General features: G+C 50.2%; 20 protein-coding genes and 2 pseudogenes. 10 read left to right on the top strand and 12 right to left on the bottom strand.

The features are described from left to right. Positions 1-310 precede the first annotated feature (310 nt). The 4 genes from htpX to msrC all read right to left on the bottom strand — a co-directional run bounded on the left by htpX (position 311) and on the right by msrC (position 4,733). Positions 311-1,192 carry a protease HtpX gene (htpX, locus tag OGW16_RS16375; RefSeq protein WP_043016677.1) on the bottom strand — a complete coding sequence of 294 codons (882 nt, stop codon included), beginning with the start codon at positions 1,190-1,192 and terminating at the stop codon, positions 311-313. A gap of 192 nt (positions 1,193-1,384) precedes the next feature. Next, the gene (gene prc, locus OGW16_RS16370) at positions 1,385-3,433 is read right to left on the bottom strand and encodes a carboxy terminal-processing peptidase (RefSeq protein ID WP_043016678.1); all 2,049 of its coding nucleotides are present in this window, start codon (positions 3,431-3,433) and stop codon (positions 1,385-1,387) included. 19 nt (positions 3,434-3,452) lie between these two features. Next, positions 3,453-4,139 (bottom strand): RNA chaperone ProQ, encoded by a 687-nt coding sequence (gene proQ, locus OGW16_RS16365; protein ID WP_003833781.1) that lies wholly within the window; start codon positions 4,137-4,139, stop codon positions 3,453-3,455. 96 nt (positions 4,140-4,235) lie between these two features. Further along, entirely contained in the window at positions 4,236-4,733 is a 498-nt protein-coding gene (gene msrC, locus OGW16_RS16360; protein WP_043016679.1) for a free L-methionine (R)-S-oxide reductase MsrC, read from the bottom strand. Positions 4,734-4,861: 128 nt separating this feature from the next. Between msrC and yebS the strand changes: the two genes are divergently transcribed. From yebS to OGW16_RS16335, 5 genes are all read left to right on the top strand, one after another. Next, complete coding sequence (gene yebS / locus OGW16_RS16355; protein WP_043016680.1) at positions 4,862-6,145, top strand: membrane integrity lipid transport subunit YebS; 1,284 nt, start codon at positions 4,862-4,864, stop codon at positions 6,143-6,145. Next, the gene (locus tag OGW16_RS16350; protein ID WP_193144955.1) at positions 6,114-8,747 is read left to right on the top strand and encodes a PqiB family protein; all 2,634 of its coding nucleotides are present in this window, start codon (positions 6,114-6,116) and stop codon (positions 8,745-8,747) included. Before yebS ends, OGW16_RS16350 begins: the two co-directional genes overlap by 32 nt. Positions 8,748-8,829: 82 nt before the next feature. Continuing rightward, on the top strand, positions 8,830-10,251 hold the full coding sequence (gene rsmF / locus OGW16_RS16345) for a 16S rRNA (cytosine(1407)-C(5))-methyltransferase RsmF (protein ID WP_286518624.1): 1,422 nt from the start codon (positions 8,830-8,832) through the stop codon (positions 10,249-10,251). A 100-nt stretch (positions 10,252-10,351) separates the two neighbouring features. Continuing rightward, positions 10,352-10,588 (top strand): YebV family protein, encoded by a 237-nt coding sequence (locus tag OGW16_RS16340; protein ID WP_029139506.1) that lies wholly within the window; start codon positions 10,352-10,354, stop codon positions 10,586-10,588. 102 nt (positions 10,589-10,690) lie between these two features. Continuing rightward, positions 10,691-10,882, top strand: a complete 192-nt coding sequence (locus tag OGW16_RS16335; protein WP_016152779.1) for a YdfD/YebW family protein — start codon at positions 10,691-10,693, stop codon at positions 10,880-10,882. Here the strand turns inward: OGW16_RS16335 and pphA are convergent, their stop codons facing one another. Further along, positions 10,883-11,524, bottom strand: a complete 642-nt coding sequence (gene pphA / locus OGW16_RS16330; protein WP_100194484.1) for a protein-serine/threonine phosphatase — start codon at positions 11,522-11,524, stop codon at positions 10,883-10,885. It abuts the gene before it with no gap. 95 nt (positions 11,525-11,619) lie between these two features. Continuing rightward, positions 11,620-12,450 carry a GIY-YIG nuclease family protein gene (locus OGW16_RS16325; RefSeq protein WP_286518623.1) on the bottom strand — a complete coding sequence of 277 codons (831 nt, stop codon included), beginning with the start codon at positions 12,448-12,450 and terminating at the stop codon, positions 11,620-11,622. A 543-nt stretch (positions 12,451-12,993) separates the two neighbouring features. On the opposite strand from OGW16_RS16325, the gene OGW16_RS16320 reads away from it, so the two are divergent. Then, on the top strand, positions 12,994-13,101 hold the full coding sequence (locus OGW16_RS16320; protein WP_080626304.1) for a DinI-like family protein: 108 nt from the start codon (positions 12,994-12,996) through the stop codon (positions 13,099-13,101). A gap of 181 nt (positions 13,102-13,282) precedes the next feature. Here OGW16_RS16320 and OGW16_RS16315 read toward each other — a convergent pair whose 3' ends face one another. After that, positions 13,283-13,555 carry a hypothetical protein gene (locus OGW16_RS16315; RefSeq protein ID WP_172313143.1) on the bottom strand — a complete coding sequence of 91 codons (273 nt, stop codon included), beginning with the start codon at positions 13,553-13,555 and terminating at the stop codon, positions 13,283-13,285. Positions 13,556-13,634: 79 nt separating this feature from the next. Beyond that, complete coding sequence (locus OGW16_RS26380; RefSeq protein ID WP_216350677.1) at positions 13,635-13,811, bottom strand: YnfU family zinc-binding protein; 177 nt, start codon at positions 13,809-13,811, stop codon at positions 13,635-13,637. Positions 13,812-13,964: 153 nt separating this feature from the next. On the opposite strand from OGW16_RS26380, the gene OGW16_RS16310 reads away from it, so the two are divergent. Beyond that, positions 13,965-14,198, top strand: coding sequence for a YnaE/YdfK family cold shock protein (locus OGW16_RS16310; protein ID WP_080625052.1), 234 nt, complete (start codon positions 13,965-13,967; stop codon positions 14,196-14,198). 19 nt (positions 14,199-14,217) lie between these two features. On the opposite strand, the gene OGW16_RS16305 is transcribed toward OGW16_RS16310, so the two are convergent. Together OGW16_RS16305 and OGW16_RS16300 are read right to left on the bottom strand one after the other, a co-directional pair. After that, positions 14,218-22,800: a glycoside hydrolase family 94 protein gene (locus OGW16_RS16305; protein WP_286518622.1), complete on the bottom strand. Its 8,583-nt coding sequence runs from the start codon at positions 22,798-22,800 to the stop codon at positions 14,218-14,220. A gap of 155 nt (positions 22,801-22,955) precedes the next feature. Next, positions 22,956-23,120 carry a YnfU family zinc-binding protein gene (locus OGW16_RS16300; RefSeq protein ID WP_216350678.1) on the bottom strand — a complete coding sequence of 55 codons (165 nt, stop codon included), beginning with the start codon at positions 23,118-23,120 and terminating at the stop codon, positions 22,956-22,958. Positions 23,121-23,485: 365 nt separating this feature from the next. On the opposite strand from OGW16_RS16300, the gene OGW16_RS16295 reads away from it, so the two are divergent. The 3 genes from OGW16_RS16295 to OGW16_RS26375 all read left to right on the top strand — a co-directional run bounded on the left by OGW16_RS16295 (position 23,486) and on the right by OGW16_RS26375 (position 25,085). Further along, a complete protein-coding gene (locus tag OGW16_RS16295) occupies positions 23,486-23,704 on the top strand; it encodes a cold shock domain-containing protein (RefSeq protein ID WP_080625051.1) in 219 nt (72 codons plus the stop codon). A gap of 300 nt (positions 23,705-24,004) precedes the next feature. Further along, positions 24,005-24,232 (top strand): hypothetical protein, encoded by a 228-nt coding sequence (locus OGW16_RS16290; RefSeq protein ID WP_080625050.1) that lies wholly within the window; start codon positions 24,005-24,007, stop codon positions 24,230-24,232. Between the two features lie 736 nt (positions 24,233-24,968). Then, the gene (locus OGW16_RS26375; protein WP_352477250.1) at positions 24,969-25,085 is read left to right on the top strand and encodes a YnaM/YnfT family protein; all 117 of its coding nucleotides are present in this window, start codon (positions 24,969-24,971) and stop codon (positions 25,083-25,085) included. A gap of 47 nt (positions 25,086-25,132) precedes the next feature. Here the strand turns inward: OGW16_RS26375 and OGW16_RS16285 are convergent. Both OGW16_RS16285 and OGW16_RS16280 read right to left on the bottom strand, forming a co-directional pair. Beyond that, a pseudogene (locus OGW16_RS16285) lies at positions 25,133-25,506 on the bottom strand (HumD family translesion DNA polymerase). Positions 25,507-25,628: 122 nt separating this feature from the next. Next, positions 25,629-25,766 (bottom strand): annotated as a pseudogene (locus OGW16_RS16280) (helix-turn-helix domain-containing protein); the annotation flags it as partial. Positions 25,767-25,768: the final 2 nt, after the last annotated feature.

Raw genomic sequence — 25,768 nt, 5'->3', positions numbered from 1 at the left:
AAGGAAAATGAATTCGCCTCAACTAACCTGCGTCAGTGAGTTCTACCAGTTAAAACTATTATGTATCCATGTATTTCAATGGTAGTTAAACGAGATGTGTATTCACCCAGTTCATTTTTCTAATTGCCGCTATCACATCTTCATTACGCCGAATCCATTTGCTATCTGATGGTACTGCACACGAACTGAAGTAAATGAATCTTCTGGTAACCAGGGAGACGGGTAAATCTGTATTGAACTCCCCGGCAAATAATATAGATAAAAAAAAGCGCGTCTGTCGACGCGCTCTTTACTTTTAGCTTGCTGCCAGTTATTTCAGGTATTCACCGCTGCGCAGCGCTTCAATACGTTTATCCAACGGAGGGTGAGTCATAAACAGCTCACTCAGTGATTTGGATTTACCGTTGATGCAGAACGCCATCATGCTGGTCGCTTCCTGCGGCTCATAGCTGGTTTTCAGACGCTGCAGCGCGGCGATCATTTTCTCACGCCCCACCAGTTTTGCTGAACCGGCATCCGCATGGAATTCACGGTGACGTGAGAACCACATGGTAATAATGCTCGCCAGAATACCAAATACCAGCTCCAGCACCGTCGCCACTGCAAAGTAAATCAACGGGTTGCCGTTACTGCTCTCACCTTCATCGCGGTTTCCACCCATAAAGCCAGCGGCAATTTGCGCCAGAATACGTGAGATAAAGATAACGAAGGTGTTCACCACCCCTTGAATGAGCGTCATGGTAACCATATCGCCATTGGCAATGTGGCTGATCTCGTGCGCGATGACGGCTTCAGCTTCATCCGGGCTCATGTTTTGCAACAGGCCTGTACTCACAGCCACCAGCGAAGCATCCCGGCGCGCACCGGTAGCAAACGCGTTAATATCTGGCGCATGGTAGATTGCGACCTGTGGCATGGCGATCCCGGCCTGACGAGCCTGATTCGCTACCGTATTCATCAGCCAGCGTTCCCTTTCATTGCGGGGCTGTTCGATTACTTCCCCACCAACGGACTTTAACGCCATCCACTTGGACATCAGCAGCGAAATGAAGGAACCACCAAAACCAAACAGCAGTGCCATGATCAACAAGCCTTGAACGCTGCTTGACTGAATCCCTGTCAGGCTCAATACCAGCCCGAAAACGACCATCACAGCCAGGTTCGTCAGCAGGAAGAGCGCGATTCGCATCATAATTTTCTTTTAACCTCAATTTAACAAAACGCACTATGCGATTACCCATATCGTATGGGTCTTATGGCTATTTTCAAGCATCCATAGGTGCTAAGTCACCAGAAAGACACAACTTTACATTTTATCGTATCAGACTGACGTCTTCATGCGTTTGTTAAAAAAACAGGCACAATTTCTTGTGCCTGTTTAAGGTTATTTACCGGTTGCGGGCTGTTCCGCTGGCTTTTCTTTTTCAAGATGCGCCAGGTCGAGCGCAATTTTTACCGTTTCATCCAGGTACGGATCGGGTTCCTGGTAATCCTTCGGCAGATCGTCCAGTTTCTTCAGCAGCGGTTTGCCTTCGCGCTTAAACCGATCGTTGATACGCGCCAGACGCATTGCGTCATCTTCGTTATTCTCTTTCTCACGCTGAGCGTAATTGAGAGATGCGATGTTGCGTTTATCCTTCAGCGCATTGAAACGCGCAATGTCCTTCATGATGTACTGGAACTCAGGATCGTTGGCAATACGCGCATTGTGCTCTTTCAGCAATTCAGGCCCAAACGGCGTCAGGTTATCTGATTTGGTGTAGGTCGCAGCATCAATGCTATCCCACGGCAGCGCGTTGTCTTCAAACTTCTCACCGGTTTCAGTTTCTTCATTGCCTGTCGGCATGATGATGTCCGGCGTAACGCCTTTACGCTGCGTACTGCCACCGTTTACACGGTAGAATTTCTGGATCGTATACTGAACAGAACCGAGCGCCGGCCATTCCGGACGCAGCATCTGATCGTAAATACGGTTCAGGGAGCGATACTGCTGTACGGTGCCTTTCCCGAAGGTTGGTTCACCAACGATTAGCGCACGACCATAATCCTGCATTGCCGCGGCAAAAATCTCTGATGCCGAAGCACTGAAGCGATCGACTAACACCACCAGCGGGCCTTTGTAGTACACAACGCCGTCGGTATCGCTGTCTTCACGCACTTTACCGTTATTGTCACGAACCTGAACCACCGGGCCAGAAGGAATGAACAGACCGGAAAGTGAAACGGCTTCGGTTAGCGCGCCACCGCCGTTGGTGCGCAGATCGATAATGATGCTGCTGACGTTCTGTTTTTCCAGCTTCTGCAACTGAACTTTGACATCATCCGTCAGGCCAACATAGAAGCCAGGGATATCCAGTACGCCAACTTTTTCTTTGCCAACGGTTTTCACGGACATTTTCACGGCGCGGTCTTCGAGGCGAATACGTTCACGCGTTAACGTTACGGTGCGCGTCTTGGTACCTTTACCAGCGGGCAGGATTTCAAGGCGAACTTTGCTGCCCTTAGGTCCTTTGATCAGCGCCACGACGTCATCAAGACGCCAGCCAATCACGTCAACCATACCTTTTCCGGTCTGGCCCACGCCGACAATACGGTCGCCAACGCTTATCGCTTTGCTCTTGGCTGCCGGGCCACCCGCTACCATGGAGTTAATGACGGTATAGTCATCATCCATTTGCAAAACCGCGCCAATACCTTCCAGAGACAGGCTCATTTCAGTATTGAACTGTTCGGTATTGCGTGGAGACAGATAGTTAGTATGCGGGTCGATTTCACGGGCGAAAGCCGTCATCGCCAGAGAGAACACATCTTCGCTATTGGTCTGCGCCAGACGGCGAATCGCAAACTTGTAGCGACGCGTCAGCGTTTCACGAATTTCCGCATCGGTTTTACCGGTCAGCTTCAGGCTGAGTTCGTCAAATTTAACCTTGCCGTCCCACAGCGCGTTAAGCTCTGCTTCGCTTTTCGGCCATGGGGCTTTGCTCCGGTCGAGGTTAAAGGTGTCGGTACCGGTGAAATCCATTGGACGAGCCAGTACGCTTAATGCGTACTGATAACGCTCAAATCGACGTTTTTGCGCCAGATTATAGAGATCGTAAAAGACATCCAGTTTACCGGTACGCAGTTCATCGCCGAGGACCGTTTTCTTTTTTGCATACTGTTCGATATCGCTCGCCAGCAGCACGTTGTGGCTGTAGTCGAGCAGATTCAAATAGCGGTCAAAAATTTTTGCCGAAAACGCCTGATCCAGGTCGAACTGGCGATAGTGTGAACGCGTAAAACGCGATGTCACACGTTCGCTTACCGTCGCATGCTGGGTTTCTTCCTTTAATACGGGGATTTGATCGGCACGCGTGATATCTTCTACAGCAAGTGCCTGGCCCGCTAATGCAAGCAGACCAGCTAACGCAGTAAGCCTAAAAAAAGTGTTCATGCCAGGCCTGGCCTCCGTTTCAGAACACCAGGTGTTCTGCGCGTACAATCAAAGACATACCCGAATTCAGCTGTACACGGACGCCATCTTTGGTGATTTCTAATACGGTGGCATCCATCGCATTATTACCTGCTTTCACCTTCAGAGATTGCCCTACCGTCAGTACTGAAATATCAGATACCGGGGTATGCTGTTCTTCACGAGGAGCACGCGGTGCTTTTGCTGCTGGTTTTTCAGCGCGAGGTTTACGCTCAGCGCCTTCTTTACGACGCGGAGCAGGACGCGGCTTACGCTCACGACGCGGTGCGTCTTCTTTTTCACCGGCAGCAGCGGCCGCTTCGCGTTTTTTCGCCTGTTGCTCTGCACGTTGCGCCTGAACGCGGGCTTTAGCTTCTTCGAGCTGTTTGCGGGCATGTTCAACGTGCTGCTCATCCAGCTCACCACAAGGGTTGCCGTCAAGATCGACACGCGTTGCGCCCAATTTTACGCCATACAGATAGCGCCAGCTTGAAGTATAGAGACGTAAGGCAGAGCGGAGCTGCGTCTTGCTGAGGTTCATTTCGCCCTCAACACGCTCTACCAGATCCTGAAAAATGCCAATTTTCAGTGGGCGCGCTTCGCCTTCCGCACTAAAACACTGCGGGAAGCGTTCGGCCAGAAACGCGATGACTTCTTTACTGCTATTCAACTTAGGTTGATTTTCCATGAAATTTCCTGATTACAACGGACGTAGCCAACAAGCGCAGGCATGAACAGGCGACATTATAATGACGTCATCAGTAATTGCTACGTTATCCGTTGATTATCCTGCGACGCGCGCAAAGAATTTTTTGTAATCCGTCGTTGCAAGCACGGTTTCAAGCGCTGCCACCAGCGTTCGCAGCCCCTGTTCATCCTCTTCACTGAAGCGGCCAAACGCCGTGCTATCGATATCAAGCACGCCGATCATCTGATTTTCGACGGTGATTGGCAGAACGATTTCTGCATTGCTGGCGGCATCGCATGCGATGTGCCCGTCAAAAGCATGAACGTCCTCAATGCGCTGCACCTGGTTCTGCGCTACTGCGGTACCACACACCCCGCGCCCTACCGGGATCCGCACACAGGCGATTTTTCCCTGGAAGGGTCCAAGCACCAGCGTATCGTTTTCGAGTAGATAAAAACCGGCCCAGTTTACTTCTGCAAGACGCTCGTACAACAACGCGCTGGTATTCGCCAGCGTTGCCAGAAAACTGGTTTCACCTGCCATTAATGCCTGAAAATCACGGTTCAGATCCGTGTATAGCTCTATTTTGTTCATTATTTAATCACTTGGTTGTCTTACCTAAAACTGCAGCCTACTAAAATAAACATTAAATGCGTTAATGCTCAAGATCATTCCCGTCATGAGTTAAGATAACATTACTTCAACAATTTGATTCGCGATACATGGCCTTAACGACACCACGCATCACGCCGACTAAAAAAATAGCCATCAGGTCCATTGGTGATGCAATTCCTCGTGCGCATTACCATCGCTGCCCTGAATGTGACCTGATCTTTAGCTTGCCTAAAATGCGTTCGCACCAAAGTGCATTTTGCCCACGCTGTCAGGCAAAAATTCGTGACGGACGCGACTGGTCATTAACACGGCTGGCGGCAATGGCTTTCACCATGCTGCTGCTGATGCCCTTTGCCTGGGGAGAACCACTCCTGCACATCTATTTATTAGGTGTGCGCATTGACGCCAATGTGCTGCAAGGTATCTGGCAAATGACCCGACAAGGTGACCCACTCACCGCATCTTTCGTACTGTTTTGCGTTGCCGGGGCACCAATCATTCTGGTTACCTCAATCGCTTATCTATGGTTCGGCAATATTCTTGGCATGAACCTGCGCCCGGTGCTGCTGATGCTGGAAAGACTCAAAGAATGGGTGATGCTTGATATCTATCTGGTTGGTATTGGCGTCGCATCAATCAAAGTTCAGGACTATGCTTTTTTGCAACCTGGTGTGGGGCTGTTTGCTTTTATTGCGCTGGTGATCCTGAGCATTTTGACGCTGTCGCATCTTAACGTTGAGCAGCTTTGGGACCGTTTCTACCCGCAAAGACCGGCTCGTCGGCCCGATGAAAAGCTCCGCGTCTGCCTCGGCTGCCATTTTACAGGTTATCCGGACGCCCGCGGTCGCTGCCCTCGCTGCCATATCCCATTGCGCTGGCGCAGAAATCAAAGTATCCAAAAGTGTTGGGCTGCTCTGCTGGCCTCAGTAGTCCTGCTTTTGCCTGCTAATCTGCTGCCCATCTCGGTAATTTATGTCAACGGCGGCCGACAGGAAGATACGATCCTGTCAGGCATAATGTCACTGGCGAACAGCAACATCGGCGTGGCGGCGATCGTTTTTATCGCCAGTATTCTGGTGCCATTCACCAAAGTGATTGTGATGTTTACGTTGCTCATCAGCATCCATTTTAAATGTGAGCAAGGATTGCGTACCCGCATCAAACTGCTGCGTATAGTGACCTGGATTGGTCGCTGGTCGATGCTGGATCTGTTTGTTATCGCTTTAACCATGTCGCTGATTAATCGCGATCAGATACTTGCTTTTACTATGGGACCGGCTGCGTTTTATTTCGGCGCAGCGGTAATATTGACTATTCTTGCTGTGGAATGGCTGGACAGCCGCTTACTTTGGGATGCACATGAGTCAGGAAACGCCCGCTTCGCAGACTGAAGCGCAGATTAAAACTAAACGCCGTATTTCTCCGTTCTGGCTGCTGCCGTTCATCGCGCTGATGATTGCAGGATGGCTTATCTGGGGAAGCTATGAAGATCGCGGTAATACCGTAACCATTGACTTTATGTCTGCGGACGGCATTGTTCCGGGCCGTACTCCCGTTCGTTATCAGGGCGTTGAAGTGGGCACGGTGCAGGATATCAACCTCAGTAAAGATCTGCGCAAAATTGAAGTCCGCGTCAGCATCAAATCGACCATGAAAGATGCTCTGCGCAAAGATACCCAGTTCTGGCTGGTCACGCCGAAAGCGTCACTGGCCGGGGTTTCTGGTCTGGATGCGTTGGTTGGCGGCAACTATATCGGCATGATGCCCGGAACCGGCGAGCCGGAAGATCATTTCGCCGCCCTCGATACGCAACCTAAATATCGCCTGGATAATGGCGATTTGATGCTGCATCTGCGGGCCCCTGACCTCGGATCGCTCAATAGCGGTTCGCTGGTTTATTTCCGTAAGATTCCGGTGGGCCGGGTGTATGACTACACCATCAACCCAAATCATCAGGGCGTAACTATCGACGTGCTGATCGAACGTCGCTTTACTAATCTGGTGAAAAAAGGCAGCCGTTTCTGGAACGTGTCCGGCGTAAATGCCGATGTCAGCCTCAGCGGAGCGAAGATCAAGCTCGAGAGTCTGGCGGCGCTGGTCAATGGAGCCATTGCTTTTGATTCGCCTGAAGACTCAAAACCCGCGGTGGCCGATGACACGTTTGGTTTATATCAGGATCTCGCGCATAGCCAGCGCGGGGTGATCGTCAAACTTGATTTACCCAGCGGCGACGGACTCAAGGCTGGTTCAACGTCGCTGATGTATCAAGGATTAGAAGTCGGTCAACTGACCAAACTGGATTTAAATCCAGGCGGTAAAGTCACCGGCGAAATGACGGTTGATCCCAGTGTCGTAACGCTGCTGCGTGACAACACGCGGATTGAATTACACAGCCCTAAATTGTCGTTAAGCGATGCAAATATCAGTTCGCTACTGACGGGGAAAACTTTCGAGCTGGTACCCGGCGAGGGAGAGCCGCGTAGCCAGTTTGCCGTGATCCCCGCTGAGAAGTCTTTATTGCACGATCCGGGCGTCATGACGTTTACGCTGACCGCGCCGGAGAGTTACGGTATTGATGCTGGCCAGCCGCTGATTCTCCACGGCGTACAGGTCGGTCAGGTGATTGAGCGCACGCTTTCCAGCAAAGGCGTCTCATTTACCGTTGCCGTTGAACCACAGCATCGTGCCCTGGTGCAAGGTGACAGTAAGTTCGTGGTCAACAGCCGTGTGGATGTCAAAGTAGGGCTTGATGGCGTTGAATTCCTTGGCGCCAGCGCCAGTGAGTGGCTCAGCGGCGGCATTCGCATTTTACCCGGTACCAAAGGTGAAATGAAAAAAAGCTACCCGCTGTATGCTAACCTGGAAAAAGCGATTGAAAACAGCCTGAGCGATCTGCCGACCACCACGGTCAGCCTGAGCGCCGAAACGTTACCTGATGTGCAGGCTGGTTCGGTGGTGCTCTATCGCAAATTCGAAGTCGGTGAAGTGATCAGCGTTCGTCCACGCGCCGATGCATTTGATATCGATCTGCATATCAAACCGGAATATCGCAATCTGTTGACCAGCAACAGCGTATTCTGGGCCGAAGGCGGGGCAAAGGTTCAGCTTAACGGCAGCGGTTTGACCGTACAGGCATCTCCCCTTTCGCGGGCGCTTAAGGGCGCGATTAGCTTCGATAACCTGAGCGGCGCCAGCGCCAGCCAACGCAAAGGCGACAAGCGTATTCTGTATGCTTCCGAAACCGCCGCGCGCGCAGTGGGCGGCCAGATTACCCTGCACGCGTTCGACGCTGGTAAACTCGCTGCCGGCATGCCAATTCGCTACCTGGGAATCGATATCGGCCAGATCCAGACGCTTGAGCTGATCACCGCCCGTAACGAAGTTCAGGCAAAAGCGGTTCTGTATCCGGAATACGTGCAAAACTTTGCCCGAAGCGGTACCCGTTTCTCCGTGATCACACCGCAAATTTCGGCGGCAGGCGTAGAGCATCTGGATACGATCTTACAGCCGTATATTAACGTTGAACCAGGACGCGGTAACCCGCGCCGTGATTTTGAGCTGCAGGAAGCCACTATCACCGACTCTCGTTACCTCGATGGTTTGAGCATTGTGGTGGAAGCGCCGGAAGCAGGTTCGCTGAATATCGGTACGCCAGTCCTGTTCAGAGGCATTGAAGTGGGTACCGTCACCGGGCTGACGCTGGGCTCGCTTTCTGACCGCGTGATGGTTGCCATGCGCATTAGCCAGCGCTATCAGCATCTGGTGCGCAACAACTCCGTGTTCTGGCTGGCATCCGGATACAATCTCGACTTTGGTTTGACTGGCGGCGTTGTGAAGACCGGTACCTTCAATCAGTTCATCCGCGGTGGTATCGCCTTCGCTACGCCGCCGGGTACGCCACTGGCCCCGAAAGCGCAGGCCGGTAAACACTTCCTGCTACTCGAAAGCGAACCAAAAGAGTGGCGTGAATGGGGCACCGCCCTGCCACGTTAATGTATCCACTGCTCCGGCGCGAGTACGTACGCCGGAGCAGTTATGCTACACTGCGCACCTGTTTTTTTGCCGGTGGTACCAAGTGGCTTATTTTCCCGACGCCTTTCTGACGCAAATGCGTGAAGCAATGCCTTCCACGCTCTCATTCGATGATTTTCTCGCTGCCTGTCAGCGTCCGCTGCGCCGCAGTATCCGCGTCAATACGCTGAAAATCTCCGTTGCCGACTTCCTCACTCTGACTGCGCCTTACAACTGGTCACTCACTCCAATTCCCTGGTGTGCAGAAGGCTTCTGGATCGAACGCGATGATGAGGAGTCAGTGCCTCTTGGCAGCACCGCGGAACATTTGAGCGGTCTTTTTTATATTCAGGAAGCCAGCTCGATGCTGCCGGTCGCCGCGCTGTTTGCCGAAGGCAATACCCCGGAACGCGTAATGGATGTTGCGGCTGCCCCCGGCTCCAAAACCACACAAATTGCTGCGAAAATGAATAATCAGGGCGCGATTCTGGCGAATGAATTTTCCGCCAGTCGTGTCAAAGTCTTACACGCCAATATCAGCCGTTGCGGGATAGCCAATGTCGCGCTCACCCATTTTGACGGACGGGTATTTGGCGCAGCATTACCAGAAGCCTTCGATGCCATTTTGCTGGACGCCCCATGTTCCGGTGAAGGCGTGGTGCGTAAAGACCCCGATGCGCTAAAAAACTGGTCGCCAGAAAGTAATCTGCAAATCGCCGAGACCCAGCGCGAACTGCTCGACAGCGCCTTTCATGCCCTGCGTCCCGGTGGCACGATGGTTTACTCGACCTGCACGCTGAATCGTGACGAAAATGAAAACATCATGCAATGGTTGATTGAGTCCTACCCGGATGCCGTCGAGTTTTTACCGTTGGGCGATTTATTCCCGGAGGCCGAACGCGCCCTGACGCAGGAAGGGTTCCTGCATGTGTTCCCGCAGATCTACGATTGTGAAGGTTTCTTCGTTGCGCGTTTGCGCAAAACGGCCTCCATTCCTGCGTTACCCGCGCCGAAATACAAAGTCGGTAACTTCCCGTTCACTCCGCTAAAAGGACGTGAATCCGCCCTTATCACTGAGGCTGCTAACGCCTGTGGATTGCAGTGGGAAGATAGTCTGCGCCTGTGGCAGCGTGATAAAGAAATTTGGCTGTTTCCAACCGAGATTGAACCCCTGATTGGCAAAGTTCGTTTTTCCCGACTCGGCGTCAAACTGGCTGAAACGCACAATAAAGGATACCGCTGGCAGCATGAGGCCGTAGTCGCTCTTGCCAACCCAAATCACAGCCATGCGTTTGAACTGACCCTTGCCGAAGCCGAAGAGTGGTACCGTGGCCGGGATATCTACCCACAAACCGCGCCGACCACCGATGATGTACTGGTTACGTTCCAGCATCAGCCGCTCGGCCTGGCAAAGCGTATTGGTTCGCGATTAAAGAATAGCTATCCACGCGATCTTGTCCGGGATGGCAAACTCTTTACAGGATAACGCACGTTTTTACTGGCGCTTTTGCTAACGTTGGCTACGCTGAAAAATGGACGCCCTAACTGGTCGTACCACAACCAGCAAATAAACGGAGAGCACGATGATGAAAACCAGTGTGCGCATTGGCGCTTTTGAAATCGACGACGCCGAATTACATGGCGAATCGCCAGGGGATCGAACGTTAACCATTCCGTGTAAATCCGATCCGGATTTATGTATGCAACTGGACGCCTGGGATGCCGACACCAGCGTCCCGGCCCTTCTTAACGGAGAACATTCGGTTCTATTTCGCGAGCACTACGATCGTAAGTCAGATGCCTGGATCATGCGCCTTGCCTGATTCAAAAAGAACCCGTCGCCAGACGGGTTATTTCCTGGTTAATTTCCCTCATCTATCAACATCTTCTACACTACAGGTATGGCTTTACCCTTTGAGGATGGAATGTTCACGCTGGTTCTTTTTGTGTGCTACCTGGGCGGCGGTTGTGAAGATATCGTTGTTGATGTCTACAAAACCGAGCAGCAGTGCCTGATATCGATGGACGATCAGCGAATTCGTAACGGCGGATGTTTACCCGCGGATGACTATATCGACAGCTTCTGGCGTCCGGCCCAGGAGTACAGCGATTTTTGATTACTGCAGTTGCACCAGCGTTAACTCGCCTCCAAACACTGCTCCGGTATCAATATAGTGCAGATTCTCGTAATCCAACCGTTGGCGCAATGGCGTATGGCCAAACCAGAAGTGATCCGCGCCGCGAATGCCGCTGCCTTTATTTATTAGCCTTGAGCGATCCCACAGCACCCGCTGTAAATCGATATCTTTTTGCCACTGATAATCATCATCAGGGTAATCTGCGTGGGCAATGACATGAATGCCATTGCTGCAACGCAGCTCCAGAATCCAGGGTAATTGCTGACATTCTTCAAGAGCGAATTTTGCCGCTGGCTGCTCCGCCTGTGCAAACCACGAACCGCCATTCATAAACCACAGCGATTGCTCCCCCATTGCCAGCGCATCCAACCCCATTTGTTCATGATTCCCTCTGACCGCGACAATCCAGCTTTTACGCAGTAATTTCAGGCAGCGCAAACTGTCAGGCCCGCGATCGATAACATCTCCCACTGAAACCAGCAGGTCCTGCCACGGATCAAAATGACAGTGGCGCAATTTAGCCATCAATAATGAGAAGCAACCGTGGATGTCCCCGACCACCCAGACGTGACGCCAGCGCGTCGCTTCCACTCTCTGATAGGCATTGTCAGGCAGTCCCATTTGACCTCCTGCGCTTGTTTCAATCACCATTAAGTTTAGCAATAACAGCAAGAGGCACCGTACCGTATAGTACGTTCTGGCAAATGTTCAAATATTCAATTGTTTATATGTAATTGAGCATTAAGCATTTTCCCTCTGGAGGTAACAACAACCAGGGGTGTTGGCTTTTGTTCATAGCAGTCCAGTATTCTTGAAAGAAGGTCACGCGGGATATTTGTAGAATCCATAGCTTTCATTACAAATGTTTTTTTATTAATAGTCCGGAGAAGCAAACTATTAAAAGCTACTTGTTTATATTCATTGAACTCATAATATCGTTGTGCTTTACAAAAAGCCTTAACTAAAGTTTCCCAAATCTGTATTTCTTTTTCTGGATTATGATCTCTCATAAATCCATCATACCATCTCGCAAGATCTTTGGGGAATACTTCAGCAAAAACAAGCATTAATATCTCAATTCTATTTTTTTGTTCAGCGGTTAATATTGAGTTATAGCAATCTTGCTCAAGAAGATCTTTAATAGATATTATAAACCCAGAACGATGGTAGTCTTCAATTTCAATTGTTAATTCTTCCTTTTTTTCTAATGAAACAGGATTGGTATAATTTAAACCCAGATGCTTATTGATTTTATTACACTCATCCAAAACTACCTTACTACAAATTTCTATGGGTAGTTCAAAAAACTCTCTTCGCCTATTGACCCGATAAGGTTTAAGACGCGCGTGGACGTTCTTCTCAGCTTCCTGATAGTTCCCTACCCGACAGGCCATCACGACATCAAAGGGCAACGGCACGCCAGTCATCCCGTTAAATAGCTGCTTAGCCCTCTGTTCTGGCATGTGCTTTGTGAAACCTATTTTGAAGAGGCTTTTCTGATAAGCTTCATTCTTCATAATGTAAACATAGCCAATTGAATCACTCATACATTCCTTCCATTTAGTGTAATTCCATGACTTTTAGTTAAACGTTGCACTCTTTAACTTCCCCCTCCTGAGCTCCTCACACTAAATTGATAGAATTAATATAATTATTAATGTGTTAAGATGTTATCTTAACCTATAAAACACTGCCGATGTTATATTTTCTCAAAATCCGATAAGTCCGCGCACAGGTACGTAAGTTGTAAGTTAAGAAACCGATCCCCTGAAAAAAGGACCGAAAAGTACTTGGATGTGTGAAAGAAAATGTTTAGATTGTAGTAACAGCCTAGGGAAGCCGAAGCAGATGTTTCGTATCTTTCGGGGCTATGCCCTATAACTAACTGGTTTATAAGGCACATAAAAAGAGACCGAATACGATTCCTGTTTTTTCCAAAATTATTTTTTATCCTTCATTTTCAATGCAATAACAAACCATTAGAACAAAAAATGCACAAATAAAGGTGTGTTTTCAGGCACTAAAAATCATATAGTTAGCCAACATTTCGGACATATTCGGACCGGTTTCGGACAGTTTTTCCTTCCAAAATTGAATGCGTTGACGCCAGCAAGCATAAAATAGAACAGATAAGCCGAAGTGTTCAGGAAATGTTTGAAGAGGCTGATATGTGGATGAATGATTTCTTAAATCTCTAACCAGATAGCCCAACAACAGAGGGAATAACCAGATTAATTCCATGTTTTCTATGAGTTAATATCTGTATTAATATAGCTGTGCATATTAGTTCTAAAGGCCACATTAATGTAACTCTGTAGCTCAACACATAATTCGTTTCTGCCGAAACGTGTAACGGCTGTTATTAAATTCATGGATTTATCATTGATATTCAGTAAATTGTCTCCTTGATTCATCATCCTCAAGGTACTCAAAAGAAAGAAGGCGAATCTTGGTAAGTTTATAAAACCACTCGCAATCTTTTCGTTGAATAATTTCGCCAGGTTTGAAACATATCCCGGATGTCACCCGGATAATCGCATATTTACCATTACTAAACCTGACCCGGTGAATGCAGAAAGGTTGACCGGCCTGCCCGTGACAGCTATTCGACAGAATATGTCCTTCAATAAAAACAGATTTTTTAGATTTCATTATCATACCCTCGACAACTGCAAAACAGGATAAACATTGTCATTTCCCGACATCACTTACGTTAAAAGGCAGAAGCTGATCAGCCGCCGATACACCAGCATTCTGAAGGTCTGAACAACAGTCCGCAGGCAGGGCACTCAAGAACTGCATCTTTTCTTAGTTTACCTGCTTTCTGATCAGCTTTGTGTGCGCATACCGGGCAGGCAACATGAACCGGTCTTTCTTTAAAATACCTGAGCCCTTTTGTATAAGACATAAATAATTCTCTGAGGGATACAGTAATTATTATACGCTTTAATATAAAAATAACTGGCATAAGTTATGTTAAGTTGTGTCTGAATCAGGATATCAAATATTGAAAATTGAACGTCTGATTTATGATACACTACCCTTCCGTGAGAGATTTATAATGAAATCAGAAGACACCCTTGATTGGTATCCGGCACAACTACCGCCAGTGAAAATTATTCTTGGCGAAGCCGTGCTGGCTGTGGGTAAACAGGGCCGACCGATTAATACCCGCACCTTGCTGGAATACCTTCAGTTCATGCAGGACAAACAAAAAAGGCGGGATGACAAAATCGCCATGCAAACTGCGATTGATGTTCTCAGGGATAATCAGCGCATTAACGGCAGACGTTAATGCGCCTCCGGACTCAGTGTCAGTTCTGAATGATCTCAACCATATGGTTTTGTCCATCATCCTTCAGCGGTATTCTGTCATCAGGGAGGAGAACACCATCCAGTGTCACGCGATATTCTGCATCGCCGCGTGAGACACTAATTTGATAATGGCTTTCGCCATATTGATAGCTCATAGAAAAAGATGTCCACCCATCCGGCAACCTGGCATGAACCGTAAAGTCAGCACCGGAACGTTTTATCCCCAGTAATTCCTCGGTAAGTAAACGCCAGGCCCAGCCTGCAGAACCAGTATACCAGCTCCATCCTGCACGTCCGGTATGGGGAGCGACACTGTAGACATCAGCACTCATGACATAAGGTTCAGCTTTATAAATCCCGGCCGAATCTGTATTCAGAGTATGATTTATCGGGTTGAGCATTGACCAGAGTTGCCAAGCGCGTTCGGCATTCCCCATTCGGGCAAATGCCATCACAGCCCAGATAGCGCCATGTGTATACTGCCCTCCGTTTTCCCTCACACCAGGCAGGTAACCCTGTATGTAACCAGGATTTGGACCGTGCCCATCGAAAGGAGGTGTTAATAGTTTTATCAGTCCCCCCTCGTTATCCACAAGGTGCTTATCCAGCGCCTGCATGGCCATTGCGCACCGTCCCGGGCTTGCGGCCCCGGACAATACAGACCAGCTCTGCGCAATCGCATCAATCCGGCAGTCCTGTGAAGCCTTCGACCCCAGGGGAGTACCATCGTCAAAATATCCACGCCGGTACCATTCACCATCCCAGGCGTGGGCTTCGAGATTGCTTTGCAGGCGCATAGCCTGTGAACGGCACATTGAGGCGACGCTTTCATCCAACCTGCGATCAGCCAGCGCCGCAAACTGCTGCAAAATGTCGAACAGGAAGAAGCCCAGCCAGACGCTTTCACCTTTGCCTTCAATCCCCACCCGGTTCATGCCGTCATTCCAGTCACCAGCCCCCATCAGCGGCAGACCATGCTCCCCGAACTGTTGTCCATACTTAATGGCTTTGACGCAGTGTAACCAGAGTGTCTCTTCGGTACCGCTGATCACCGGCGTATCATAGGCAGACTCTTCACCAGGCTGAAGCGGACGTCCCTCCAGATAAGGAATACGTGTTTCCAGTACATCCATATCCCCCGTCGTTTCGACATAGTGGCAAACGGCAAGCGGAAGCCACAGATAATCATCGGAACAGCGAGTGCGCACTCCGTTGCCGTGTGGCGGGTGCCACCAGTGCTGTACATCACCCTCAATAAATTGCCGTGATGCACACAGGATTATCTGTTCTCGCATCCGGTTCGGATCAGCATGGCTCAGCGCCAGCGTATCCTGCAGTTGATCGCGAAAACCAAATGCGCCGCCGGACTGGTAGTAACCGCTGCGAGCCATCAGGCGACAGGCTACCGTCTGGTACAATAGCCAGCCATTCACCAGTAAATTTACCGATGTGTCGGGAGTGTTAGCCACAATTTTATCGAGCACATTGTGCCAGTGGTTGTGAACCCGGTTCAGCTCCTCGCGGACCGTCTCCTCATTCATATAACGGGCAAGCGTCTCCTGAGCTCGAATATGATTCTCCTCTGCGCCTAGGATAAAAATAAACGTCCTCTGATCCCCATCAATTAATGTTACCGCCGATTGTACTGCCCCGCAGGGATCCAGACCGGCGCCCGTTTTACCTGAAAGCCTGCGTAGCTTCATGACCGACGGGGCGTGCAGAGAACCATTACGACCGATAAACTCCCGGCGGTCCCCGGTCAACGAACAGTCATTACCGCTGACGGCAAAAAAGGCAGTACGACCGCTACCGTTATCGCCATAAAAGTTGTTCGCCAGCACTCCGCAGCCGCCAGGTGGTCTGGCCGCATGTGTCACAATGTGATGGGCTGAGCGAGTTCGTGTTCCTCCGAGCGTCCACTCCACATAGCCGGTGACGGAAAGTTTGCGTGTCCGACCCGAAGAGTTACTGAGCGTCAGGAGCGCCAGTTTAACCGGCGCCTCTTCGGCAACCAGGACCGTCAGCTCGCTGTCTATACCATTCTCTCGATGGGCAAACACGCTGTAACCAAAACCATGGCGGGTCAGGTAATCACCATGTCCGCGAACAGGTAAAGCCGTCGGTGACCAACACTCACCACTCTCTTCATCGCGCAGATAAAACGCCTCGCCGCTGCGATCGCTCACAGGATCGTTCTCCCACGGTGTCAACCGATATTCATGTGCATTCTCATACCAGGAGTAGGCCTGTCCCGCCTCTGAAATCACAGTGCCAAAACGGGCATTTGCCAGTACGTTTGACCAGGGCGCCGGTGTCTGCGCATCTTCCCGCAGAACAATCTGATATTCCCGACCATCCTGAGAAAATCCACCGTACCCATTGAAATGGCATAACTGACTGATATCGGGACTCCAGTCCGTATGTTGATTACGCTCGCGTACAGCCCGTGGAATGAGTGCTCTGGCCTGAGGTTTAAGGGTGTGAGTACGCTGATTAAGCTGCTCATTGATACTACCTGTGCGGTCATCAAGATAAAGACAGGCCACGCTCATCAAAAGCAACTTATCCTCAGCAGAGAGATGCTCGCCATTACGAACAAAAATACCGCCCGTTTTGTCCAGCAGACTGGCTTCAGACCCGGCATAAACTAAGTCCATAATCTGATTTTGTAAGCCCTGCTGGTAGCCGCCGGGACTGTTATTCAGGATAACCAAATCAACATCCAGTCCTTTCTGTCTCCAGTAACGGTGTGCCTGAATCAGTGTGGTCACTGAAGCAATACTTTCCTCGCTGGTAATACTGATCAGCACTATCGGCAGATCACCTGAAATTGCCCAGCCCCACAGACCGGACTGACCACGCCGGTTGCGGCTGATCGCCTGGCCTTCGGCGCGCAGCTCCTGGACAGGGTAAAGCACCGCGCTGGCAAGACGATTAAACAAAGTGGCATCATCTTCACTGGCGTTCATCTGGCGTAACACCACCAGACTGTGAGACCAGGCCAGTTCAAATACGCGATCAGCGATAGGGTAATCGCGGTATTTTTCCAGCAATGCCAGGCTCTGCTGGCGGGTCTCGCTGATGCCATAAATGATATCAATCGTGACCGGCTGCCCCGGCTGCAGAGTGATGGCGTGGCGTATTGCCAGGATCGGATCCAGCACTGACCCCGACGTGTTGCTGAGCGCTCCGCCTGCCTTTATTGCCTGGGCATCCGCAGGGTTTCTGCCACGACCAAGAAATTTTGCCCTGTCTGTTTCAAACGAAACGTTATGACGGTTATCGCCATGCACCACCATCATGTGAAACAGGCAGGGACTCTCTTCACCCGGAGAACGCGGGCGCCGGTGGCAAAGAATAGCGTCACGCTCAGGATCCAGTTCCGTCTGAATAAACAAATTGCTAAATGCCGGGTGTGCCAGATCGCTGGCTTCAGGCGCCAGTACCACTTCGGCATAGGTTGTCAGTTCCAGAGAGCGAGGCTGGCGACCACGATGAATCAGTGTGAGTCGTCGCAACTCAATATCATCCTCTGGGGAGATCACAACCTGAGTTTTGATGCTGAGCCCATCGAAAGAGCGTCTGAATTCAGCACTCGCATCGGTGAATATCACTTCCTCGTCATGCCCGCTGGTGTGGGCTGTCGGTTGCCAGGTATTGCTCGACACATTCCCCGTCTGTATATCGCGGATATAGCAGAATGCTCCCCAGTTATCGCGGGTGGTATCACTGCGCCAGCGCGTGAGCGCAATATTATTCCAGCGACTATAGCCGCCGCCGCCCGTGGTCAACATCAGATGATAATGGTTGTTGGACAGCAGTTGAATATCCGGGGCCGGCGTGTCCACGCCATAGAAAATACGGGGTTCATAGCGAACGGGTTTGACCCTGCCCTCATGAGATTCAAAATGACGGCGCGGACTGTACAGATCGACTGCATCCGGCACGCGTTCCTGTAACAGCAGGCTCGCTGAGCGGAAGACCGTACTGGACATGAAGCGTTCAGTCATCGGGGCGTCAAGCAGCACATGAGCCAGCGCCTGAAACGCCATCCCCTGGTGATGCGCCATCCAGGACTGAACCACCGCATAGAGCTGACCGGTTGCGAGGCGTGAGGGAGTATAGTCCAGCGCTTCATAAAAACCGTATTCACCAAGTGCGCCATTTTTTTGCAGCCTTATCAGGTTCTCACAGGCTTTCTGTGGGGAAACCATCAACGCCAGCAGTGTGGCGTAAGGGGCGACAACCATGTCATCAGCAAGCCCCCTGCGCAGGCCGAGACCCGGCACACCAAATGCCTGATATTGATAATTATGCTGAACATCAAAAGCATGATAACCAGACTCTGAAACGCCCCACGGTACTCCGCGTTCTTTCCCCCAATGAATCTGGCGCATAACCGCCGACTGACTCATTTCATCGAGCAGGCTGCCAGGCCAGGTGGGCATTACCAGATTCGGCATCAGGTATTCAAACATTGACCCGCTCCATGACATCAGGGCTGTTTCATTGTCAATGGTGGTGAACAGTCGCCCCAGCGCGTACCAGCTTTTAAGAGGTAGCTGATTAGTGGCAATGGCAAGGAAGCTGGTCAGGCGGATTTCAGACGGCAGAAGATCGTAGTGGCTCTTGTCAGACATATTCGTGTCACAGTTATAGCCAACACTGAGCAGACTGGTTGCTTCGCTGTACAGAAAGACGAAATCCATCCGGGCATGCTCATCCAACCGTTGTTCAAGTTCAGTGATAATATTGAGTCGCATCCGGGCCTGCTCCGTCGCTGACGCCGGGGGGGTTCCTGCACCAGTAAATGTTGCGCGGGCAAGCTCGCACAAAGTCGGCAGCGTCTGTTCGTTCCAGGATGCGGGTAACCAGCCAAGCAGCAGCGACCACTCATGGCAAACCTGAACCAGTTGATGCTCCAGATGTCCTGCCCAACGCATCTGAAGAGGAGATCCCTGATGGCATAGCGTGTTCAGGTGATTGCACTGGGTGCGCATATTTTTCAGCTCGCTGAAAAATGTCTGCGGAGAGAGCGACACCGCGCTCAGGCAGTGTTTTCGCAGCAACCGCAAGCTGTCAGGCGGGTTCTGACCCCACTGTTTTTCCAGAATATCCAGCGTATCGTTCAGTCCTGCCAGTATCTGTTGGCGGTTTAAAACTGGCTGATGACGCATGGCGGACAGCCCTGCACGCAGTGTCAACAAATGCCCTGCCATGTTGCCGCTGTCGACGCTTGAGATATAGCGTGGGCTGAGGGGGGCCAGCGTACGAGTGTCATACCAGTTGTAGAGATGGCCCCGGTAGTGCTCCATTTTATCCATTGTGTCGAGCGTGAGCGACACGCGCCGTAGCACTTCCCCGCCGGGCAGGTAGCCAAAGTCCCATGCCGTCAGGTTAGCCATGAGGGAAAGGCCAATATTGGTAGGAGAGGTTCGATGGGCCACCGTCGGCTGCGGTATTTCCTGGTAGTTATCAGGCGGAAGCCAGTTCTCTTTTTCTGTTGCAAAGGTTTCAAAAAACGCCCAGATTTCACGGCTTGTCTGGCGCAACAGCTGTTTTTGTTCCGGATTGGGCGAAAACACCTTACGCGCAGGCTGGCGACTCAGCCAGCTCATCAGCAGCGGTGCCACACACCATAACAAACCGATCGGCAACGCAATCCCCAGCAGTTGTGGAGCAAATTGTCCGGTCAGTATTATCAGCATCACACCACATGCAACATTCAGCCACATCGCCTGATAAAAACGCGCGACAGTGGGTCCGGCCTGATTGCTGTCCAGGCTGTGGCTGAACCACTGGCTGAGGTGACGCCTGCTGATCCCCAATCTCCATAACGTCACGGCGATCGCTTTTAGCGAATATCCGGCTTCGTGCGGCAGTATCGCAAAATTAAGGCCGATACCTGACAAACGCTTCAGCGCGCTCGCCCCTACCAGTAACAGATGCGGCTTCAGGCGGCGACGCAGAGGTTTATGCAGCAGGTCATAGGTGATGCAGAGGATGGTTGGCAACAGCCATATCAGCGACAGTACGCCCAGCCAGTAAACCGGATTAGGTACCCCTAGCAGGGTGAAGAACAGCAATACCAGTAATGAAGGGGCGACCAGACTGCGACGCAGATTATCGAGTAATTTCCAGTAAGAAAGCGCGGTCAGCGGATTCCTGGTCCGGGTTCCATCGGCTCTTCTGACACGTGGTTTCAGCCAGTTAAGCAGTTGCCAGTCACCCCGGATCCAGCGTGAACGGCGTGCAACATCCGACAGATAATTATTCGGGTACTGTTCATAGAGTAACACCTCACTCAGCAGACCCGAACGTGCATAGCATCCTTCGAGTAGATCATGGCTGAGAACCAGGTTTTCCGGGCAGGTGTTGGCAGTGGCTTGCATAAAAATGTCAACATCGTAAATCCCTTTGCCCACGAACGATCCTTCCCCAAAAAGATCCTGATAGATATCCGAAGACATCATCGAATAGGGATTATTGCCTGGTGTGCTGCTGCGCATGGCGGCGTAACGTCCCTGACCGTTGCGTGGTATCTCCTCCGCAAGGCCGGGTTGTAAAATGCCAAATCCTTTGACAACCCTCTGGCGTACCGGATCATACTCTGGCGTATTCAGCGGATGCGCCATCGTCGCGACCAGTTTGTGCGCCGTATCGCGCGGCAGCACCGTATCACTGTCCAGGGTAATGACGTATTTAATGTGGCCCGGTAAAAGGTTAGCAGGCATGTCTGCAACGCTGACGAATTGTGTCCCCGGATGGCGCAACCAACTATTCAGTAACGCCAGTTTTCCCCGCTTGCGTTCATAGCCCATCCACGTTCCTTCCGCGGGGTTCCATTCAGGCTGGCGGTGTAGCAGATAAAAACGTGGGCGGCTGGAGGGATAGCGGCGATTCAGCGCCTGCGTATCGGCGATCGCCTGTCTGAGCAGCATCTGGCTTTCCGGCGAGGGTTCATTTGCAGAATCAGCGAAATCAGTGAGCAGCGCAAACCTGAGATTTTCGTTTTCATTCCCCAGCCAGCAGACTTCAAGACTGGTGAGGAGCTGGCTGAAACTTTCGTGGCTGGTCAGCATGCAGGGGATGACTAACAGAGTGGCGCTGTCAGGGGGAATGCCGGTTGAGAAATCCATCCGCGGCAAGGGGCGAGGAACGCGAAAACGGGTGGTTGCGTCACTGAGTAAATCGCTCATTAACTGAGTTACAGCGATAATCAGAGGGAATATCACCGCGATCAACAGCCAGTCTGCGCCCTGCATGGCTGTTTCGTGCAAAATCGTTGCGGTCGTTGCGATTGTCAACAACGCCAGGCTTCCAAGCCATGACAGCAGGGTTATTCTGTTGAAACTGTGCCGCAAGCGCATGAACCTTGAGGTGTCTGCTAACAGATGAATTTCCAGCGCCTGCCGACCTTCGCCTGCGAGATAATAACCAACATGATGTTCCAGTGTATCGGGAGCACTGTTCCCTGAAAGCGTCAGCACCCTGTCAGCAACTTCAGGCTCGCTGAGACCACTGTCCCTGGCCAGGACCTCAACAACGTGCCGGTAATGATCCCGGGTATTGAAGTGCATCCGGGGATAGATACCGGCAGGATCATTGCGTAATGCCTGTTCGACGACACTTATCGTTTCGGCGAAATCAGCCCAATCCGTTTCACTCAGTAATCGCAGACCCGCGATGCTGTTACTGACAGATAGCTGGCTGGCGGCAAGCTGTTGATTGAAATTATGTATGAGAACGTCGGTGGTGACCCCCTGTTCCCGAAGGCACTGATCAACCCAGGTCAGAGGTAACGACAACGCATTGCCATGCCCCTGCAGGCGCCGCACCAGCTCTGCGACAAACGCACTGGTTAACGTAGGTCGGGAGCGTGCCATATCGGCAACCACCATGATTAAATCGCCAGGGGCATTCTCTGCACATTCGAAAATCCTGGTTATCCACGTATCGGCAAGGTTTCTGTCCTGCTGCGCATTTATCACTTCCATGCTGATACGACGAAGATTTTCAATCAGCGCCAGGCGCAGCATTCCCGGTAGCGCCCAGACTTCACCTAGCGTCAGCGGTGTCACCTGTTGATAGGCAGTGAGATAGCTGGTCAGGCTCGCGGCATCCCAGCGGCCATCACCGTGAGCAACTGCCTCAGATGCGATATGATAAATTCGTGGGCAATTCAGCGGCGACATCAGCGACGGAAGACCTTTACCAAAGCTTTTCGGCAAGTGCTGGCGGACCGTGCGGATTTGTTCCTCAATAAGATAATAATTGTCCAGCAACCACTCCCCGGCAGGCATGATGCTGGTCTTTTTACCCGCGTTAAACTCATAACAGCTTTGGGTGATGATGGCCTCATTCTCGCCGAGTCTTTTTAGAAGATAATAAGGATGTTTATCCGGCGATAATTTATGGGTCCGGGCGAGCTTCTGACCATAGCGTTCCATCTGGGCGGTCGAAAAGAGTTCTGACTGCAGAGTGCTTTCACCGGCAGGATCGTTCGCCGAAAACGTTACGCTTTCGGTAGCATTCATCGGAATATGGGAGCGGTTAAACCACGCCCTGGGGTTCATTTTCATAGCATTGCTCTGATGCAGAGTTAGCATGCAGGAGCAGTTGCAAAATCAGTTCAGAAACGTTCTCTGAGGATGGGCGTAAGGCATCAGGGATTTAACAGCTGCCGGGATTTGACTTAAGTATAGAATATGAGTTTTGTCTGCGTTTTTTGGCCGCGCTAGCGTCGGGAGATAAACAGAGCCTTACATCCAGGGCAAAGCATGGCCTGATTGCGCCGGATTTTTGACAGAAGTTGAGCCGATTTTAAGCCACAAACAGGGCAGACGGCAGTGGCGGTAGACGCACTGGTGAAGAGTTTCATTGCGTAATTGATAATAGACATAACCATTAACCTTTCAATGAACGAGCTTCACCGTATCACATGTGGTTAAGTTTTAATCTATTTATTTTGAGGCACTGAAATTCAGGAGAGGTAGATATTCGCAACCACAGGCACCCTGAAGGGAGGTTGAGGCCTTTGCCAGTTTAATTTCTCTTGCAGATTCTCTGGATGGCTAAAATATAATTTGCTTATTATTAATTACCGTGCCTTAATGAATCCCATCAGTTCAATGTACAGACGAACGTTAAACATTTTCCGTGTAGTCCTCATTACCAGGTGTTATCGCTGATATCCCCCCCTTTTGAGTCCATACGTTTAATACTATACGTTTACTATCAATACAATCATGTGTAGCAGGAGTTGGTATGACCATAAGAATTAAAGGTTTGGTAAAATGGTTTAACGAAGACAAAGGGTTTGGCTTCATCTCTCCTCTTGATGGTAGTAAAGACATCTCTGTTCATTTTTCTGCGCTTAACGGCGACAACTTTAAGACCTTATTTGAAGGACAGAAAGTTGAATTCGCCATTCACAGTGGTGACAAAGGCCCTGCTGCTGCAAACGTAATACTTTGCGATAAATAAATCTTTGTGGATCTGCGATAACGATGAATAATTATTCCTGAGTAGACAGTTCCATAACTTAAATCAGATAAAAGTCGTTTATTCTTAATATCAGGTCAGCATATTTTTTCGCAATTATGAGTGTGCTGACCGATGTGATGAAGTGCAGGACTGCTGCATAAAAGTCTGAAAGCAGAAGCTAACTGCTTGTTAAATAATAAAGTGCGTAAGAGGCGAGGCTGCCTCCGAAAGCATCACGTCTTTGCTTTTACCTTATGGCATCTGACTGTTTACATCCACGAGAGAACAGGGTAGTGGAATATGATAAAAGTCCTTGTTTTCTTTAATGCTGAATCCTGTAAAGTCATGACTGTTCTGGAAGGTATATCCTCTATCAGGCAGGAATATCCGAACGGTGAAGAAACGCATCTTCGGATTATGTCTGCAGGCTTTCCTTCCTTAACTGGCGTTCATGGTATTGTTTACGTAGCTTCTGACAGGGAGTTAACGTCACAGGAGATACTTGATGCTGCAAGGAAATATTTATAGCTTTTTTTATGCTCTCTGCTTCACGTTTGATTGCATTCTTACCATATTTATCAGAAGCGAACAAAAAATGAGTTAAAAATATTTACGGCCTGCTAACAGCAGGCTTTTTTTCATATTCAACATTTTAATACCTACACTGACATGAGAGAAATATTCTTTGTTATCTGATTAAATGCCGATATCTCTCCCACCCTCTTCATGCTATCTTGCCTTTTATGATGAATCCTTCTGAGCGGCAGGGCTAATTAACCTGATGACTTCTATGCTGGAATGTTCATCATGCACGACTGAAGCAGCGAGTCATGGGAGGTTACCCAAAGACTTACCGGGAGGCACCCGGCATCATATATAAGCCCCTGCATATTGCTGCAGGGGATTTCATGCTTCTGATCACTAAAAGTGATTATCGAACAATTGTTATTTATTTCCGCTTTTAGCACATAGCAATCCTAAAAACAGTAGCCACCGTCATGGGGTCTCGGGGGGCGGAGGTTCAAACCCTCTCGTGCCGACCAAAACTCCTTTAAGAACCAGACTTTACGGCTGGTTTTTTTATGCCTGTTTTCTGTACGGGGAAACTCAGGGGATTATTGGGGTGAAACTATCGACAGATTACCAGCCAACTACGTTCTATCGGGTTGTAATATCCTCTTGAATAGCAAGCACGATAATTGCCAGGAACCTTTTCCCTATACAGTTGTCTGACAATTGAATTCATCTGACATTAAGAAGCTCTATGATTACTAGTCTCTTATTGGTATTTGCCGCGATTACCACTCTGTGCATCATGTTGTTCGCTGCGGTAAAAGTAGGGATTGGTTTGTCTAACAATCCAGACAGAAATGATAATTAGCCTCAACCACGTAACCCCACTTCATACTTCACTTAGCAATAATGTGCTCACATGGCCGGGCAATCATCAAACTCTGCATTCCTAGCATCATTGATGATGTAAGTAATCACCCAGAATATAGCGGGTGCAGAACCGTATCCGTCATCATCTACTGGTTTCGCCTCCTTTCGCCCGCTCTCCAGATTAATCAGGTTGGGTTGAGGGTGAGTCCGATATCGCTTCCCCGTCGATTGCACATATCAGCAGTGAGTCATCGCAGGCAGTAAGTGATGTCTCTACCACAAGCAGCGCCCCTGGAGTATCCCTTCCCTGAAATGTGAACGTGATACCCGCATGAAGTAAGTCGTTGCTGGTTGATAAGCTGCTGATCGAGTGAGATCCTCGTTTCAACGTAATCACTGGCAGTTGAAGGGAACCCCATAGCTAAAATCCTCCGTTTGGGGTGAACAGTAGTAATCTGGTAATCATTCAATACCCGCACTATCGAACGTTCGCCAGTTCGCCGTCGCCCGTTCTTGCATACGACGAGGCGGTGGTGTCTTCTCAACACCGCGCAGGAAATTTTTTGTATAGCGTCGCCCTCCCTACATCGTAAATTATAGCCACACGTTTTCTTGACTCACCTGCAGCTATCAACCTTCCAGCCTGAGCCCACTCTTCTGCGGTTAACTTTAGTCGTCTTG

It is taken from the genome of Citrobacter sp. Ce104, from assembly GCF_030334595.1.
Classification (GTDB): domain Bacteria; phylum Pseudomonadota; class Gammaproteobacteria; order Enterobacterales; family Enterobacteriaceae; genus Citrobacter; species Citrobacter europaeus.
The sequence above is the reverse complement of the archived record's forward strand: the minus strand, read 5'-3'. Positions and strand labels throughout refer to the sequence as shown.

Coding starts and splice junctions, on each gene's coding strand:
- htpX (WP_043016677.1), bottom strand. CDS start 1,192: ATGATGCGAATCGCGCTCTTCCTGCTGACGAACCTGGCTGTGATGGTC.
- prc (WP_043016678.1), bottom strand. CDS start 3,433: ATGAACACTTTTTTTAGGCTTACTGCGTTAGCTGGTCTGCTTGCATTA.
- proQ (WP_003833781.1), bottom strand. CDS start 4,139: ATGGAAAATCAACCTAAGTTGAATAGCAGTAAAGAAGTCATCGCGTTT.
- msrC (WP_043016679.1), bottom strand. CDS start 4,733: ATGAACAAAATAGAGCTATACACGGATCTGAACCGTGATTTTCAGGCA.
- yebS (WP_043016680.1), top strand. CDS start 4,862: ATGGCCTTAACGACACCACGCATCACGCCGACTAAAAAAATAGCCATC.
- OGW16_RS16350 (WP_193144955.1), top strand. CDS start 6,114: ATGAGTCAGGAAACGCCCGCTTCGCAGACTGAAGCGCAGATTAAAACT.
- OGW16_RS16340 (WP_029139506.1), top strand. CDS start 10,352: ATGAAAACCAGTGTGCGCATTGGCGCTTTTGAAATCGACGACGCCGAA.
- OGW16_RS16335 (WP_016152779.1), top strand. CDS start 10,691: ATGTTCACGCTGGTTCTTTTTGTGTGCTACCTGGGCGGCGGTTGTGAA.
- pphA (WP_100194484.1), bottom strand. CDS start 11,524: ATGGGACTGCCTGACAATGCCTATCAGAGAGTGGAAGCGACGCGCTGG.
- OGW16_RS16325 (WP_286518623.1), bottom strand. CDS start 12,450: ATGAGTGATTCAATTGGCTATGTTTACATTATGAAGAATGAAGCTTAT.
- OGW16_RS16315 (WP_172313143.1), bottom strand. CDS start 13,555: ATGAAATCTAAAAAATCTGTTTTTATTGAAGGACATATTCTGTCGAAT.
- OGW16_RS26380 (WP_216350677.1), bottom strand. CDS start 13,811: ATGTCTTATACAAAAGGGCTCAGGTATTTTAAAGAAAGACCGGTTCAT.
- OGW16_RS16310 (WP_080625052.1), top strand. CDS start 13,965: ATGAAATCAGAAGACACCCTTGATTGGTATCCGGCACAACTACCGCCA.
- OGW16_RS16305 (WP_286518622.1), bottom strand. CDS start 22,800: ATGAAAATGAACCCCAGGGCGTGGTTTAACCGCTCCCATATTCCGATG.
- OGW16_RS16300 (WP_216350678.1), bottom strand. CDS start 23,120: ATGTCTATTATCAATTACGCAATGAAACTCTTCACCAGTGCGTCTACC.
- OGW16_RS16295 (WP_080625051.1), top strand. CDS start 23,486: ATGACCATAAGAATTAAAGGTTTGGTAAAATGGTTTAACGAAGACAAA.
- OGW16_RS16290 (WP_080625050.1), top strand. CDS start 24,005: ATGATAAAAGTCCTTGTTTTCTTTAATGCTGAATCCTGTAAAGTCATG.
- OGW16_RS26375 (WP_352477250.1), top strand. CDS start 24,969: ATGATTACTAGTCTCTTATTGGTATTTGCCGCGATTACCACTCTGTGC.